The 16,697-nt window shown below is 41.2% G+C and carries 15 protein-coding genes; 5 read left to right on the forward strand and 10 right to left on the reverse strand.

Annotated features, from left to right (window positions below; all coding sequences use genetic code 11):
* Positions 1-125: 125 nt before the first annotated feature.
* The 9 genes from OLM34_RS02355 to OLM34_RS02395 form a co-directional block, all read right to left on the reverse strand.
* Complete coding sequence (locus OLM34_RS02355; RefSeq protein WP_264404970.1) at positions 126-608, reverse strand: GtrA family protein; 483 nt, start codon at positions 606-608, stop codon at positions 126-128.
* On the reverse strand, positions 601-1,326 hold the full coding sequence (locus OLM34_RS02360; protein ID WP_264404971.1) for a CDP-alcohol phosphatidyltransferase family protein: 726 nt from the start codon (positions 1,324-1,326) through the stop codon (positions 601-603). The genes OLM34_RS02355 and OLM34_RS02360 overlap by 8 nt, the downstream gene beginning before the upstream one ends.
* A 266-nt stretch (positions 1,327-1,592) precedes the next feature.
* Complete coding sequence (locus tag OLM34_RS02365) at positions 1,593-2,495, reverse strand: hypothetical protein (protein ID WP_264404972.1); 903 nt, start codon at positions 2,493-2,495, stop codon at positions 1,593-1,595.
* A 115-nt stretch (positions 2,496-2,610) separates the two neighbouring features.
* Positions 2,611-3,201 (reverse strand): Holliday junction branch migration protein RuvA, encoded by a 591-nt coding sequence (gene ruvA / locus OLM34_RS02370; protein ID WP_264404973.1) that lies wholly within the window; start codon positions 3,199-3,201, stop codon positions 2,611-2,613.
* A 229-nt stretch (positions 3,202-3,430) separates the two neighbouring features.
* Positions 3,431-3,724, reverse strand: coding sequence for a PG0541 family transporter-associated protein (locus OLM34_RS02375; RefSeq protein WP_264404974.1), 294 nt, complete (start codon positions 3,722-3,724; stop codon positions 3,431-3,433).
* A gap of 14 nt (positions 3,725-3,738) precedes the next feature.
* Complete coding sequence (locus tag OLM34_RS02380; RefSeq protein ID WP_264404975.1) at positions 3,739-6,909, reverse strand: efflux RND transporter permease subunit; 3,171 nt, start codon at positions 6,907-6,909, stop codon at positions 3,739-3,741.
* Between the two features lie 36 nt (positions 6,910-6,945).
* On the reverse strand, positions 6,946-7,971 hold the full coding sequence (locus OLM34_RS02385; RefSeq protein WP_264404976.1) for an efflux RND transporter periplasmic adaptor subunit: 1,026 nt from the start codon (positions 7,969-7,971) through the stop codon (positions 6,946-6,948).
* A 27-nt stretch (positions 7,972-7,998) separates the two neighbouring features.
* Positions 7,999-9,447, reverse strand: coding sequence for a TolC family protein (locus OLM34_RS02390; RefSeq protein WP_264404977.1), 1,449 nt, complete (start codon positions 9,445-9,447; stop codon positions 7,999-8,001).
* Positions 9,448-9,458: 11 nt separating this feature from the next.
* Positions 9,459-10,070: a TetR/AcrR family transcriptional regulator gene (locus OLM34_RS02395; RefSeq protein WP_264404978.1), complete on the reverse strand. Its 612-nt coding sequence runs from the start codon at positions 10,068-10,070 to the stop codon at positions 9,459-9,461.
* 273 nt (positions 10,071-10,343) lie between these two features.
* On the opposite strand from OLM34_RS02395, the gene OLM34_RS02400 reads away from it, so the two are divergent.
* The 5 genes from OLM34_RS02400 to OLM34_RS02420 all read left to right on the forward strand — a co-directional run bounded on the left by OLM34_RS02400 (position 10,344) and on the right by OLM34_RS02420 (position 16,433).
* Positions 10,344-11,036, forward strand: a complete 693-nt coding sequence (locus OLM34_RS02400) for a DUF2461 domain-containing protein (protein WP_264404979.1) — start codon at positions 10,344-10,346, stop codon at positions 11,034-11,036.
* Positions 11,037-11,325: 289 nt separating this feature from the next.
* A complete protein-coding gene (locus OLM34_RS02405; RefSeq protein ID WP_264404980.1) occupies positions 11,326-12,234 on the forward strand; it encodes a 4-(cytidine 5'-diphospho)-2-C-methyl-D-erythritol kinase in 909 nt (302 codons plus the stop codon).
* Between the two features lie 19 nt (positions 12,235-12,253).
* The gene (locus OLM34_RS02410; protein ID WP_264404981.1) at positions 12,254-14,794 is read left to right on the forward strand and encodes a S9 family peptidase; all 2,541 of its coding nucleotides are present in this window, start codon (positions 12,254-12,256) and stop codon (positions 14,792-14,794) included.
* Positions 14,795-14,818: 24 nt separating this feature from the next.
* Positions 14,819-15,823 carry an aminodeoxychorismate synthase component I gene (locus OLM34_RS02415; protein WP_264404982.1) on the forward strand — a complete coding sequence of 335 codons (1,005 nt, stop codon included), beginning with the start codon at positions 14,819-14,821 and terminating at the stop codon, positions 15,821-15,823.
* Positions 15,807-16,433, forward strand: a complete 627-nt coding sequence (locus OLM34_RS02420) for an aminotransferase class IV (protein ID WP_264404983.1) — start codon at positions 15,807-15,809, stop codon at positions 16,431-16,433. The genes OLM34_RS02415 and OLM34_RS02420 overlap by 17 nt, the downstream gene beginning before the upstream one ends.
* Here the strand turns inward: OLM34_RS02420 and OLM34_RS02425 are convergent.
* Positions 16,390-16,695, reverse strand: a complete 306-nt coding sequence (locus OLM34_RS02425; protein WP_264404984.1) for a PG0541 family transporter-associated protein — start codon at positions 16,693-16,695, stop codon at positions 16,390-16,392. The two genes, OLM34_RS02420 and OLM34_RS02425, sit on opposite strands and share 44 nt — an antisense overlap.
* Positions 16,696-16,697: the final 2 nt, after the last annotated feature.

Genomic DNA, 16,697 nt, shown 5'->3' on the forward strand with positions numbered 1-16,697 from the left:
CATCTTAAAATTAAAAAATTAACGTCGTATAATATTATTTAATAATATTTACACGACGAATACTCTTTTTGGCTTTGTTTTTTATATTTGTTTCAATAAAAACAGACTGTTTTTCGAATTTTCCCTTATCTCATTTTGTCTTGGCGAATAAATGTATTTATGGGATTCGGCTGAAAACTTTGGCCGGTGGTAACCTTCTTATCTTTTTGAACTTTTTTGAAAACCCATTCCTTTTGCAGCGTGAAATTGAAACAAGTGGAAACAACGATATCGACCATGATACGAGTAATCTTGTAATCGATAGAGAAAAATGTTGACACAAAATAAGTTCCTGAAGATTTTAGCATAATACTGTTAATCACAGTGATAGAAAATTTCAACAACTGCTTGAACAACGAATTGTGATACACCGCACCATCGGAGTTAAAGGTCCATTGCTTATTGAGCATAAAATTAATAAACGCCCCCACAATTCCTCCAATAACAATACCCAAAGTATAGTGAATATGAAACACCTCAACAACGAAGATCATTATTCCATAGTCCACCATTCCCCCAATTAATGCGGAAAATTGTGCTTTAGTAAAAACAATAATGTGCTTAAGCATTTTCTTTTTTTCTGCTTTGCAATTCTTTTTCTTTTGCTATACGCTCTTCAGCATCGCGTTGATTGGCGAGTCGAAGCAATTTGCGACATTCTGTAAGGTTAGAAATAAGTAAAAATACACAAGCTGCACTTGCAAGATAATTAATGGAACCGGGAATAAATACCTCTAAAGTAATAATGGTTGCCAATAGCAATCGAACTTCCGTTGGTCCAAAAATACCCGAATCGATCGAATATTGTCCTCCGACTTTGTAACGAAGCTGAGCCGTAATCATCTCCCAACCATACATCACTACGAAAAGAAAGCCCACATATTTCCAAGGCCCCTGAGCATAAATCATATATCCTAACCCGATAAGGATAGTACCAATCCAATCAACCGTTATATCCAATGAAAAACCATACCATTTACGGGGTTTATTTCGATAATATGCCAACCGTCCGTCTAACGAATCGCCAAACCAATTAATAAGGAATCCGGCTAACGAAAGTAATAACCAATAGCGGCTCACAAAAGCGCCCAATATAAAGCTGCAGGCAACCAAGATGTTTCCGAAGAAACCAATGGCCGTTAATCCGTCGGAACTTATCCACGATGGCATTCGCTGTACCAAGTAAGCAATGGTTTTTTGCTCCACCTCGCGTAAAATATTGGTCCTTTCCCGATCTTTGGCAATCAGCTTCAGCGTTTTCGCCATATTTTCATTATTCTCTTCCATTTCCCTAACATTTAAACTTTTTCTTTACCATTCTTAATAACGATATTCCTAAAACAAAAAACTTTTGACACACGCCACAGGCTACAAGATCTCAATCGTATAACTAGGCGTCGTTAGAAAAATTTAAACTCTGAACTTTTTTGTTCTATTTCTTAAAAAGAAACCACATATTCCCGGTTGCATTAAGTGCAAATGTAACCGAATAATTTGATATTACGAAAATGTTACAAAAAAAGATATAGTTAAATTTTATTAATTTATAGCACTTACTCGATAGATGTATCAATCTTGATGCTGATAACAGGCCTGGGAATCAGCTTTTTGGAAAACACACTCCGATACCAGACCACACCCGCTTCAATTGCCGATTTCGGCATTAACCAGTATTCTGAAGTTACCCCTACATACGGCTGTGGCATCATGGGCATGGGCTTATTACGTGCCTGCTCATTCCAATAAAGAGGAGCGCCTCCGAACAGATTCATGTAGAGTCCCTCGTCAAACATGAAACGACTGTGTACGTTAAATATAACGGACGATTGGTTGATCCCTAGAGTATTTTTAGACGTAGTCGTATAATTTATCCCGCTTTCGATGAGAAAACTCTTGTCGGGAGAATAATTCATGCCGAATAATACATTCCAAAAAGGTACGATTCCATAGTTGGAATGGTAATAGAGATTAGATGAAAATGTAGTAGTTGGATTTAAACTATACAAGGCTCCTACATTGATCCAGTAGAAATTTTGTTTACCCCCGGTTAAAGGTGCATCGGTTAATCCAATAGCCGTTGAAGAAGATAAACTCCAACGTGGAGTGAGGGTGAATAGAACCCCGGCAAGAGTGTTCCGGGAATACCGGAACTCAGAGCTCCAACCGAAAAAACTCATGGGTGAAGAAGCGGGGGGCTGAAAAACAGCAGAGAGTGGAGGATAAATCCGATCAATTTTGAACGATTCCCACGGATTTAATGTACTTGACGATATATGAATAGGCGACAACGGCATATCACGCATCATCCTCATGGAATCGAATATCTGTATGGGTGTTTCACCCGAAGATTCCACTTTAACGGTATCTTTTCCCGTGGCAACGTTTTGAGCTTGCATCCCCAAACTGCAGAAAAAAAAACCTGCTAAAACCATAAGGTAAAAATAGAAAACTTTCATCCTGAATCTCCGCTTTATTAGTGTAAAAGTAGTAAATTATTTTATATGTTTATCCTTACATAGGAAATTATTCCATCCTGATTTAAACAGATAACAAGTTCAAGTGAAATCGGCATTACAACCTTTTCAATGCTTCCTTAATGACGGCCTCAACCGATAAAGCAGGCGACTCTTTGACAATCTTTGCAACAATTTTTTGGGAATTATTCTGTGAAAACCCTAGCATAACCAACGCCGATACAGCTTCTCTTGCCACAGCCGAGAGTGTCGAGATCCTTGGTAATGATATCATATCGGCATCTTCAGCCGTTTGGATTTTGTCCTTTAAATCGACAATGATGCGTTGTGCCGTTTTGACACCAATACCTTTCACAGATTGAAGCAGGCCTACATTTTCAGTAACAATTGCCGCTTCCAATTCTTTGGAATTAAGGGAAGACAGCATGACTCGAGCTGTAGAAGGTCCAACGCCCGAAACACTGATGAGAAGCAAAAAAATATCACGTTCGTGTCGTTCTGCAAAACCATAAAGCACATAAGCATCTTCGCGAATGGATTCATAAATATAGATTTTTGCCGATTTTCGGCTATTGAGCGCAGTATACGTGTTCAACGAGATATTTGCCTGATACCCCATACCATTGCATTCCAACGTAATGGAAGCAGGGGTAAGCTCAATAATTTCACCTCGGATATAATCAATCATATTTCACAAAAAATAATTCGAACAATGCATTTATTCCGTAAATATAACGTAAACGAATGGAAAACGAATAAAATAGAAAAAAAACCTAAATTATCCGAATGTTGAAAAAGAAAAACAAGAATAACAAAAGTAGCAAGAAAATGGGAAACATAAAACAGAAGGAGGGAAAACTAACAAGCCGAACGTAATGTCCGGCTTGTCGACTGAATTATTGAAAAATGCAAGGTGCTCAAATCATTTCTTCGATATTCCACACAAAAGCACGTAATCCCAAATTTTCGGCTTCCTCATCCAGCTCTTTGAGATATTTCAATAAAGGAGCTACGCGATTATCTTCAACAACGGTTAAAATAGCGTTGTTTATCGATGGCCAAGCATGTGTTCCATAATGCGGTTCTCCTGCCTTGCTTCCTCTCCCGTACACTTCCTTCCACGAAGTGAACCCTCGGATATTCAATCTCGAAAGATTATCGACGATTACATTATAATGCGCCTGGTCTATTACTATCATTACTGCTTTCATAATTGCTGTTGTTTTTAAATTGTTGTATTCGTATCGCCCGTCGCACTGTTGTTTTCTTCGGCAGTTTCGATCAATTTTTTTCGATGTATTCTGCGTTTGCGATTAACGCCATAACTACCGAAAATGGAATACAATGCAGGAACAAGCACTAGGGTAACAATAGTGGAGAAGGTCATACCACCTACGATGGATACACCCAACGACCTCCATATTTCGGAACCTTGCCCTGTGCCGATAGCCAACGGAACCATACCCAAAATAGTAGTTAAAGCCGTCATCAATACCGGACGGAGTCTCGATCGCCCACCATGAACCACTGCTGTGATAATAGACATGCCTCGTTCACGATTCAAGTTGATATAATCGATAAGCACAATACCGTTCTTCACCACCATACCAATCAACATAATGAGCCCGATAAAAGCCATAATACCCAACGGAATGTTCGTAATGGTCAATAACAGAAGCGATCCGATAAAAGCAAAAGGTACAGACAAAATAATGATAAACGGGTAGGTAAGCGATTCGAACTGCGAAGCCATCACAATATATACCAATAGCACAGCGATGATGAGTAAGACGGTGAGATCGCCAAAAGACTCTTGCTGATCTTCGAGCGAACCGGTAATATCCACGCCGATTTCGGATGGAATTTGGGTAGTATTGATAGCTTGCTGAACATCGAGCACTACTTCGTTCAATGCACGACGATAAATAGTTGCCTGAACCGTTACAATACGCTGACGGTCTTTACGATCGATCTGCGGAAGCGAGGAACTTTCTACTACGGTTCCTAAGTCGCGTATCCTGACGCCTACTCCCGTGGGAGTATATACGAGAATGTTTTCGACATCCTCGAGAGATTGACGGTATTTTTCTTCGAAACGCACCGTTATATCATATTCATCTCCTTCTTCGCGATATTGGGTCATAACGAGACCATTGATTCGGTTTCTGATGGCACCGGCAGCAGTACTCATCGTTAAACCGTTTAATGCCAATTTTTCACGGTCGAATTCAACCTGATATTCTGTACGGTAATCCTTACGCGATATGGTTACGTCACGCAATCCCTTAATATCGGAAAGTTTTGCTTTTAAATCGGCAGCAATACGATCGGTAGTAGCCAAGTCGTAACCATATATATCCACATTCACATAACTTCCACCCATCGTCGACATCCTACCTCCTCCGGGTTGTACTTGATAGCGATACAATTCCGGATATTGGGAAAGATCCTTACGAATTTCGTCGGCAATTTCATAAATAGTCCTTTTTCTCTCTGCCGCATCAACCAGTCGAAGGGTAAAAGACATCAAATGGGTGCCGTTATCCATCATGGATGCAATTAAATTATCTTCATCGGCCTGTCCTACCGAAAAAGAAATAATCTGGATCTCGGGGTACTTCTCGCTAAGCATTTTTTGGATTTTCAATCCTACTTCCCGAGCTATTTCCACACGCGTACCTGTTGGCATTTCGATGGTCATGCCGATTTGGTTATTATCCGATGACGGGAGGAACTCCGTTTTCAGGGTAAGAGCGCAAATAATAACGCCGCCTATAAAAATAGTTGCGATAATACCTACGGTATGCCATCTTTTGCGGGCTGCCCAATTAACAAGCTTGGCATAATTCTTGTCGAGGTTGTCCAGCAAAGGAAGGATTTTTTGGCTGTACCAGATATCGAATTTATTCTTATTCATATCTTTCGTAGCACGCAACATGTAAGAACTCATCATAGGTGTCAACGTCATGGCAATGATCAATGACAGCAAGATGATGATGGTTACCATCCAACCTAATTGCTCAAACAAAATGCCGGCCAATCCGGTTGTCATGGTCATAGGAAGGAATACGGCCACAATGGTAAGGGTAGCTGCTACAATAGACAACGAAACTTCTTCCGTACCATAAACAGCAGCCTGTCGCGGACGACTTCCTTTTTCGAGATGCGTCGTTATATTTTCCAATACCACAATGGCATCGTCCACCACCATACCGATGGCTATAGACAACGACGAAAGCGATATAATATTGATGGTGTTGCCTGTAATATAAAGATAAATAAACGATCCGATCAACGATATGGGAATCGTCGTTAAAACAATGATCGTTGCCCTCCATCTTCCCAAGAAAAACAATACAACAACTCCCACTATAATAAGGGCAAGCAAAATGGTTTCCAGCAAACTGTTGATGGCGACTTGAATATAATCAGACGTATCAGTCACCACTTCGATTTGAATATCGGGAGGCAAATTTCTTTGCAGTTGGGGAAGTTGCTCTTTCACCGCTTCGGCAATGGCCACCGAGTTAGCTCCCGTTTGTTTTTGTACTATGATAGAAGCACTGCGTCGACCGTTCGTGTAATTTTCGAGAACACGACTTTTTACCGTATCGTTTACAGTTGCCACATCGCGAAGATAAATAGGCTTTCCTTGACTATTGCCGACAATAAGAGCGTTCAAATCGCGACTTTCGGCCATTTCTCCTTCCAGACGCAACATATACGTTTGCGTTCCGATATCGAAATTACCTGCCGGCACATTTACATTTTCAGCAGCAATTATCTGAGCAATTTGTTCAAGAGAGAGATGATAGGCTTCCAGCTTTTGCGGAGCAACATTTACTTGGATCTCGCGTTGAGGTGCTCCGCTGACAGAAACTGTACCCACACCCGAAATACGGTTCAACGGATTAACAATCTGATCATCCAATATTTTATACATCGCCTCCGCACTTTCATCGGCAGTGGCCGAAAGGGTCATCACAGGCATCATATCTGCACTGAATTTCAAAAGCATCGGATCGGTAGAACCGTCGGGGAGCAATTGTGAGGACAATTCCAGTTTATCCCTCACATCATTCATTGCATTGTCAGTATTGGTCCCGTATTCGAATTCGAGTATAATAACCGATATTCCGTCTCGCGATCGAGAATTGATATGTTTTAAATTTTCTGTGGAGTTAAGAATATCTTCCAACGGGCGCGTTACGTTTGTTTCCACATCTTCGGCTCCTGCTCCCGGATAATATGTCATTACCGAAACAACATTCAGTTCGATATCAGGAAGCAAGTCGATGGGTAATTGAAAATAAAAAATAAGCCCAATGAGAACAAGCCCGATAAATATTAATGACGTTCCAACAGGTTTTTTGACAGCGGTTTCGTATGGTTTCATTTTTGATGATTTTATGATAAATAACTACACAATATATTATCGTACACTTTCAACTTCAACTTCGGCACCATCAATCAATCCTGCACTTCCTTCTACAATCACTCTGTCACCTTCTTTTAATCCCGAAACAATTTCGTATTTATCGTTAATTCGTACTCCGAGTTCTACTTTTGTATATACGGCTTTTCCGTCTTTTTCCACGAAAACGTAGCGATCGTCGGTACCGGTCTGTTTCAATACGGCCATATCGGAAACAACAGGGTGATCTTCAGTACCGAAATTCAGGGTGACACGAGCAAACATTCCCGGACGGAGCAGTTGATTGGGGTTGCCAACCTTAATCTCAACAGGGAAAGTATGCGAAATCGGATCGATTGTCGGATATATTACGGAAACTTTTCCATTAAAAACCTCATCACCCAACGCATCCGCCTTTATTTCGGCCGGCATATTCTTTGTCACCCGGGTGAAATACGATTCCGAAACGTTTATCAACACTTTAACCGGATTAATGTTTTCCACAACGAGTATGGGTAATTGAAGCGCAACATCTCCCGGATCATAATTCCTGGCAGACACCACGCCGTCAATGGGACTTATGAGAGTGGTGTTTTCGATCAGGTTGTTTATCAACGTTTCCATTACCTGAATCTGGCTTTCCAGCTGATCGAGTTGCTGTTTAGAGATACCTCCCACCTTGTAAAGTTCCTGATAACGCTCATAATCTCTTTTCAAGGTAGCAAGCTGAGTTTGCTGCTGCGATAAATTGGTTTCGTCCATCACGACCAACTTTTGTCCTTTACGTACCGATGAACCCACATCCACATAAATATTCCTGATGCGGCCTCCCATAGCCGGAGCAATATTGTTTCTAACATCGGCTTCAACGGTTGCCGTAAAGCTCGCCAACTGATCTACCGGAACAAATCGTACTTCTTCTACACGAACTTTTCTTTTCTGCGAAGTTTCTTCGCTATCACGTGAAGTACCTTTTCCTCCACAAGAAGAAAGCAGCAGCAAGGCAACCAAAGGTGTAAACTTAAATAAGTTATAGGTTTTCATAAGACAATCTTTTTATTTTTATACTTATTAATTTTTTGAATCGATAGGGGTAATTTTATATCCGAGTACTTTCTCCAAATCGGCTTTAGCAGCCAAATAATCGTAAATGGCATTTTTGTATTGCAGCTCTGCATTCGTAACCGCCAATGCTGCAGCATTGAGTTCCACAATTGTTCCCAGACCGGTTTCATAGCGCTTCAAGGTAATTTCGTACCCTTTTTTTGCTTGCTCTACCGACGATTGAGTAGCCATAATCTGCTTAACACTTTTATTGATCAAATCGATGTTGTTTTTTACCGCCAATTTGAGGTTCCTTTCCAGATCAACCCGTTGATAACGGAGTTGGGAAAGTTGAACTTCGGTCTGTTTCAGGTTATGATGACGCTGTCCTCCGTTGAAAATGGGTATCGACAAGGTAACCCCAATCGTGGAATACGGGTCCCATTTGTAATTGCTGAATTTGAAATCGTTGTTCTGACTGATGTACGTATACTGAAATGACGATACCAGCGAAGGAGCATATTGCAATTTCTGCATTTCATACAACTTCTGAACTTTATTGGTTTGGAGATCAAATTTTTTCAAATCGCTGTTGCTCATCAGAGAGGTATCTGCAGGAATAATGGCATCAAACATCACCTCGTCATAATCGCTAAGCGTCCCAACCACTTTCAACGGTACATCATCGTCAATTCCCATAAGCATTTTCAACTGCAATTCGGCAATTTTCATCATATTCTCTGCCTGAAGGATGCTCGGAATAAGACTTTTCAATCGCACTTCAGCAGTGATCACATCATACTCCGGTGCGATTCCCTGTTCATATTTGTTTTTAATATTTTCCAAATTGATCGAATCCGTAGCATACGTTTGTTTAAAAAGCAGATAACTGTCGTGCGCCAGCATAAAGCTGTAAAACGATTTGGTTACCTGATTAACCAAATTGATTTTCGACGAGCGGGCTTGTTCCATAGCTAATTGAATATCCACTTCGCTCATCTGAATGTTTTTCCATAAGGATGGCACAACTAACGGCATACTTACGTTCACACCTCCCGTGTACATATTCCACCTGCCAACTTGGAATCCACCGTTACCATCTCCCCCCGATGGGGTCATCAATTTACCCAACACCTCGATAATTTCCAACTCTTCGGGCTCGAAATCTTCGGGGTTAACATCACCTCCCAGTCCGAACCCATTATCCATATACATGGTCTGTTTTTTGATAGTTCGTTGATACTGCCCAATCAAATTAATCTCGGGCAACAAAGCCCCATAAGCGCTCTTTTTGGCATATTGCATTTTGGTAATTTCCATATCGGCAACTTTCACCGTAGGATTTTCGTTTAATGCTATTTCCAGCGCCGTATTCAAATCAATTGCCAAACTGTCTTTTTGCTGTGCTGTTGCTGTGGATAACCTAAATAATCCGCAAACAACAGTTACAAATAAAATCGATTTCGGTTTCATCATTTTAAACATTATTATTGTTCGATTTGGTGTTTCATTAAATATTCATCCACTATTTTAATGCCTTTTTCCGTAGAAATGCCCCGTATGAAATTGATCATCATGGTGGATGTTAATTCTGAAAATGAAAAAGGAGGTTTCTCGAGATACGATGCACGGATATAAACAGAAGTGCTTTCCTCCACAAGAAATGCCACGACTTTTACATTCAAATTCTCACGAATAACCCCTTGTTCTATCCCTTTTTGCAAAAACTTGATCAAAAAATCGTTGGCTTTATTGTGCTCGTTTTTCAAGAAAGCATTTACTCGGGGATAATACTTATAAATATCTTCGTAAAACTTTACATTGACAAACGATGCGGTTTTGTGTATTTCCATGATATGTAAAAAAACTTCGATCACATTATCGCATTGTTCCATAAATTCACGTACCAATTGGTTGCGTTGCTCAAACTCGTGTTTCAAATAACTCAAAAGCAAATCTTCCTTGTCTTTGAAATTTTCGTAGATGGTTCGTTTTGAAATACCCAACGACGAAGCCACTTCGTCCATCGATATGCTTTTTACGCCATATTGAAAAAACAAACGGCCGGCTTGCTGAATTATTCGATCTTTTATATTCATTGCTATCTCAAAAAAACAGGGCAAAATTAGAAATTAAAACTCAAAAAATAAAAACAGTTTTCCAAGTTTAACAATCTTTACACAAAATTCGCTGTAATCGCAATCTATAAAGGATTAAGGAAGAAATAAGGAAGAAGTTTTGAAGCACATTTTTTGATGAAAATCAATCGATAATCTATTATTTAACACTTTAGTAAAGATGTTTGTTTTCATGATTCGGAAACTTTAGCTATTTTTAGCACCTTATTTTGCTGTTTGTAAGATCCGTTTTATATGGAAGAAAAAAGAATAACACCATTTGCAGGATTCACTCCTCAAACGATCAGTTTTCTTCGTGAACTCAAAGAAAACAATAACAAACAATGGTTTGAAGAGCACCGAACGATATACGAGAACGAACTGCTTCACCCGTTCAGGGCGCTCATCGGTATGATTTCGCCTGCCATGTACTCCATCGATCCACGCTTTGAAATGCGTCCCAACCGAATTCTTTCACGCATCTACCGCGATATCCGATTTTCACAAAACAAAGATCCGTACAAAAGCTCCATGTGGATGAGTTTTCAGCGTACGGGTACCCAATGGGAATATTTTCCGGGATACTTCATGGAGCTCAATACCGAAGAATGCTGTTACGGATTGGGACTCTTTATGCCAAAACGCAAGGTAATGGATCGTTTTAGAGAAGAGGTAGAGTTTCAGCCCGAAACGTTCAGAGAAATGATAGAAAAAAAGGTATTGCAACGAGGCTTCATTATCGAAGGAGAAAAATATAAACGACCTCTTCCCGGTAAACTTTCAGAGAGGTATCAACAATGGATACAACGCAAAAACTTTTATGTAATAAAAACACTGCCGCTCGACGATGAAAGAATTTATTCTGAAGCATTGGCACTTTTGCTGATCGATGATTTTACACAATTGGCCGATTTATATCATTTTTTGGCGGAAATTGCCGAAAGTTAGTGTTTGTGATAAGGTCAAGGCTGCTTCAACGATGCTAAGCCGATGCTTATCCTTCGCTAAAAAGTACCTTAAAGCGAAGGATAAGCGAACAAAGAGCGAGGAAGGTACAGCTTTGATACGAAGAAAACAGTTATCTTTATTGTGTGTCGTTCATCTGTAAATATAGATAAACTTTCATCAAACAGCCCGAATAAGCAATAATAGAATTTATATTCGGCTGTGTGCCGATTGAAAAATATCCTGTACATTTGTGTCTCATTCAAAATAAAGCAAGCAAAAAGTAACGGGTATGATTTGCTTCCCGAACGCGAAAATCAATTTAGGACTTCATATCGTGTCTAAACGATCGGATGGATATCACGATATCGAGACCATTTTTTACCCTATGGGGTTAAAAGATGCGCTTGAAATTATTCCCATCGATCCCGGTTCCTTTAATCCTTCTTCGAATGAAAGGTTGTCTCATGTCTGCAATAAAGGATTCAATGGCCTTCATCCCTTCACCCTTTCTTCGAATGAACGGGGATTTCGATTTTTTCCTTCCGGTATGCCAATAGAAGGGGATATCGACGACAACATGGTAATCAAAGCATTCAACCTACTCGCAACAGAAAAACAAATCCCACCCATCGCTATTTATCTGCTGAAAAAAATCCCTTTCGGCGCAGGTTTAGGCGGCGGTTCGTCTGATGCGGCTTTCATGCTCAAACTGTTGAATGAGGCCTTTACATTGGGGTATTCCGAAGAGCAGCTGTGCAATTTCGCAGCCCGATTGGGAGCCGATTGTGCTTTTTTCATCAAAAACAAACCTGCCTATGCTTTCGGTATAGGAAACAAATTGGAAGAAATCGATCTTTGTTTGGATACCTACTATTGGGCGCTGGTAAAACCGCCTTTCAACGTATCCACCAAAGAAGCGTATGCGATGATTACGCCTCGTCAACCCGAAATGTCGCTGAAAGAAATTGCCAAAAAGCCCGTTTCGGTGTGGAAAAACAGAATGAAAAACGATTTTGAAGTTCCGATTTTTAAAAAATATCCCCAACTTTGTACCATCAAAGAAAAATTATACGAACAAGGGGCAGTGTATGCCTCCATGTCGGGCTCGGGATCCACCATATTCGGTTTATTTGAAAAGCCACCCCGACTCGAAAATATTTTCCCGGATTGTTTTGTATGGACAAATGCCGATTGTTGAAATCAATAATTCTCTAATCATGTACAGAAAATATGCGTTTTTAATCGCCTTTTTTTTTATTGCGCTCAATGCCGTAAGTCAACAAATCCTATTGCCCGAACGGATTCGCTCATTCGGTCCGGTTGCTGTGCAAAAACCGGTATTCCTAGACAGTACCGACCTTAAGAACACCCCCTTTTCGGACGAAACACTGCTTTCGTATTCCGTATCGGCTCCTCCTCACGAAAAATTTTCAAACACACTCACGCCCGACACAGCCGGTTTTTTTCATTTGCAAAAGCCGGAAAAAGGATATGCGTTTCAGTTGATTTCATTTTTTATCGACGCCGATCGATACGGAAAAGCAAAACTCACCGTTACCTCACCCCATCCACTCGAACTATGGATCAATGATGTGAAAAGAGCCACTAAAACACAAGTGAACGACAGCCTTCACCTCTCCGGATCGGTCGATGCCACACTCAATGGATTTGTCAACAAGTCGCGCATTGTGATCAAAATGCTCACTTCATCCGATTATTCCGTTGACCCGGCAGTGAAAATAGAGCTTAAGCCCGACGAAAAAGACTCCCTTACCCAATACGCATTTTCCGATACCGCTATCCGAAGAATTACCATAAACGATATCCTGGACGGGAAGCGGGTAACCTCTTCCGAAATCTCGCCTCAAGGACGTTTTGTGTTGCTCCGCTATTCCGAAACATTACCGGGTGGCGAAAGGAAACGATATGTGGAAGTTTACGACAGCAAACAGAAACAAATTGTTCTTTCCGAACCCGACAGCCGCATGCAACTTGGTTGGATGCCAAAATCGGAATGCCTCTATTATGTTGCCGACAGTGAAAACGGAAGAACGCTATTCACCCTCGACCCGTTAAAAACCGAAACTAACATCCTTGCCGAAAATCTTCCAAAAGAACGATTCTTTATTGCTCCCGACGAAAAATCGATGTTTTACTCCGTTAAAGAGACCCAAACCCTCAACAATCCGGCAGGACTGAAACGCCTGCTTTCACCCGAAGACCGACAACCGGGCTACCGAGATAAATATTACATCTATCGCTATTTTTTCGATACCGGTTTGTCGCAACAACTCACCTTCGGAAAACAAACTGCCACGCTGAATGATGTGACAGCCGACGTAAAGCGATTGCTTTTTTCGGTTTCCAAAGAAGACCTTTCCGAACGTCCTTTCAGCAAAACTTCGATGTACATGATCGATTTGGAAACCATGCACATCGACACCCTCTGGCAAAACGAACCTTTTGCCTATTCGGCACGTTTTTCGCCCGACGGCAAACAAATCGTCATCCACGGTGCTCCCGAAGCATTCAACGGTATCGGCCTCAACATTAAAGAAGGGCAGACAGCCAACAGCTACGACACCCAATCGTTTATCATGGATTTGGCAACAAAAAAAATCGAACCGGTCACCAAATATTTCAATCCCACCATCGATTCTCAGGTATGGAGTAGCAGCGACAATTTCATCTATTACCGAGTGCAGGAAGGCGATTGCGAAAACGTGTACCGTTTCTCCCCAACTTCAAAAAAATTCGAGAAACTCCCACTCAACGAAGAAGTCATCCGTTCGTTCGATATTGCCGTCGATGCCCGACGTGCAACCTACACCGGCGTGAGTGCATCCAATTCCACACGAAGCTATTTGCTCGATCTAAAAACGTTGAAATCGACGCTCATTGCCGATCCCTATGCCGAAAGGCTCGCCAAACCGGAACTCGGAGAAGTGAAGCAATGGAACTTCAAAAGCACTTTCGGTGACACCATCGAAGGCAGGTATTACCTTCCGCCCCACTTCGATCCCGACAAGAAATATCCACTCATCGTATATTATTATGGTGGCACAAGTCCCACACAACGCATTTTCGAGAGCACATATCCGCTACACGTCTATGCTGCTCAAGATTATGTGGTTTATACGCTGCAACCTAGCGGAACAACCGGCTACGGTCAGGAATTTTCGGCTCGCCACGTTAATGCATGGGGAAAACAAACCGCCGACGAAATCATCGAAGGGGTAGAAAAATTCGTGAACGCCCACCCGTTTGTCGACGGAACAAAAATCGGGAACATCGGCGCTTCCTACGGCGGCTTCATGACGCAATACCTGCTTACCCGCACCAACCTCTTTACGGCAGCTGTTTCACATGCAGGTATCAGCAACATCACCAGCTACTGGGGGCAAGGCTATTGGGGATATACCTACAGCTCGGGAGCCAGTGCAGGAAGCTATCCGTGGAACAATCCCCAACTCTATGTGGAGCAAAGTCCGCTCTTTCATGCCGACAAAATCGACACTCCACTGCTGTTGCTGCATGGGACGGCCGATACCAATGTGCCCATCGGCGAAAGTATCCAAATGTTCACGGCCTTGAAACTATTGGGAAAAACGGTGGAGTTTGTCCAAGTGGAAGGCGAAAATCATGGCATTTACGATTACGACAAACGCATCGCATGGAACAACACCATCTATGCCTGGTTTGCCAAATGGCTGAAAAACGATTCGCGTTGGTGGGAATCGATGTATGGTACAGAATAATCGGAAAAATTATAAATTAAAAAAATGACGCCATCAATCCCATATAAACTTCTTCATCGAAACGAACTTATATCCCGTTTAAATGCGTTGGGCAAATCGCGGATACCTTTTTTGTTTATTATCGATTTTGAAGGACAAAATGGCTATGTCATCAAATCGGATGAGCTGGACGATCGTTATGTAAGATTCGATTTTTCGGAAGAAACAGGGTTGAAAAAGAAAACCGACCGCCACACCGGAGAAAAAATCGAATGGAAAATCATGCCGATAAGTTTTGAAGAATACGATTCGAAATTTCAATTCGTAATGGATCAAATCCACAAAGGAAACTCATATCTGGTTAATCTGACACAACCAACAGAGATACAAACAAATGCATCATTGCTCGATCTATACCGATTGGGCAATTCCAAATATAAACTTTGGTTGAAGGACAGGTTCACGGTATTTTCTCCCGAGATCTTTATCAAAATAAACAACGGCACAATTTCCACTTTTCCCATGAAAGGTACCATCGACGCTACTGTAGCCAATGCCGAAAACATCATCCTGAATGACCCAAAAGAAAAAGCCGAGCATGCCACCATCGTCGATTTATTGCGAAACGATTTGAGCATCATGGCCACCCATGTCGAAGTAAAACGCTACCGATACATCGATAAACTTTGCACGAACAAAAACGAATTGTTGCAAGTAAGTTCAGAGATTACGGGCATATTACCCAGAAATTATCACAACAGGCTGGGAGATATTGTTTTCTCGATGCTTCCGGCAGGTTCAATCAGCGGAGCTCCCAAAAACAAAACATTGGAAATCATTCGTCGGGCAGAAGATTATGAACGCGGCTTCTATACCGGCATTTGCGGCTGGTTCGATGGCAATAACCTCGACTCGGCCGTGATGATACGCTATATCGAACAAAAAGGGAGTCGATTCATTTTTAAAAGTGGCGGCGGAATCACTTCTCAAAGCAACAACAAAAAAGAATATCGAGAACTTATCGAAAAAGTATATGCCCCGATTTATTGAAAGCATAAAACTTCTCAACGGCAAATTTTATCGTCTTGAACTGCATCAAAATCGTATAAACAAAGTTTTCGATGACCATTTCAAGAAAGACAAAAAAATCTGTCTAAATGAATATATTTATGCTTCGCCTTTCCCGAAAAAAGGATTATATAAATGCCGTATCGTTTTCGACTCTGCTATCCGTAAGCTTGAATACATTCCGTACGAAGTGCGAAAAATTCGCTCTTTACGTCTGTTGGAAACCGACATAGAAACATTGCCTTATAAAAAAGAAGATCGGAGCAACCTGAACAATGCCTTTGCAAAACGAGAACACTGCGACGATGTTTTGTTGATCAAAAACGGTTTATTGACCGATACGTCTTTCTGCAATATTGCTCTTTTTGACGGTCATACTTGGATTACCCCGCGCATTCCTTTAATTTATGGTGTGAACAGAGCCCAATTATTGGCAGAAGGAAAAATCATCGAAAAAGATATAAAAGCAGATGAACTCGCAAACTTTTCATCCCTGCGATTATTCAACGCAATGATGGAATTTGGCGAATGCGAGCTCATCCGCTACATTATTCGAAAATATAATCATCAAGTTTCCATACACATACCGTAATCAGTTCGGCCGGATTGAATATCGAACCGTTTACCTTTTTAATACGGTTGACAAAATTGATTACTTTCTCTTCATCGTTCACCTGCATAAAAACCGCAGAATTATATCCCGGCCATACAGCAGTATTCAATCGGGGTTCGCTGCGCCTGCTTTTTGCCAACACCTGTTCGACGATCTGATATTCCGAAATTTTTTCCTCTTCGATTACTTCAACCAGTGTTTCGAGCATACTCACATTGCAAGTACAATAGATTAGTTTCATAT

The organism is Anaerorudis cellulosivorans (assembly GCF_025943985.1).
Taxonomy (GTDB): Bacteria; Bacteroidota; Bacteroidia; order Bacteroidales; family Dysgonomonadaceae; genus Anaerorudis; species Anaerorudis cellulosivorans.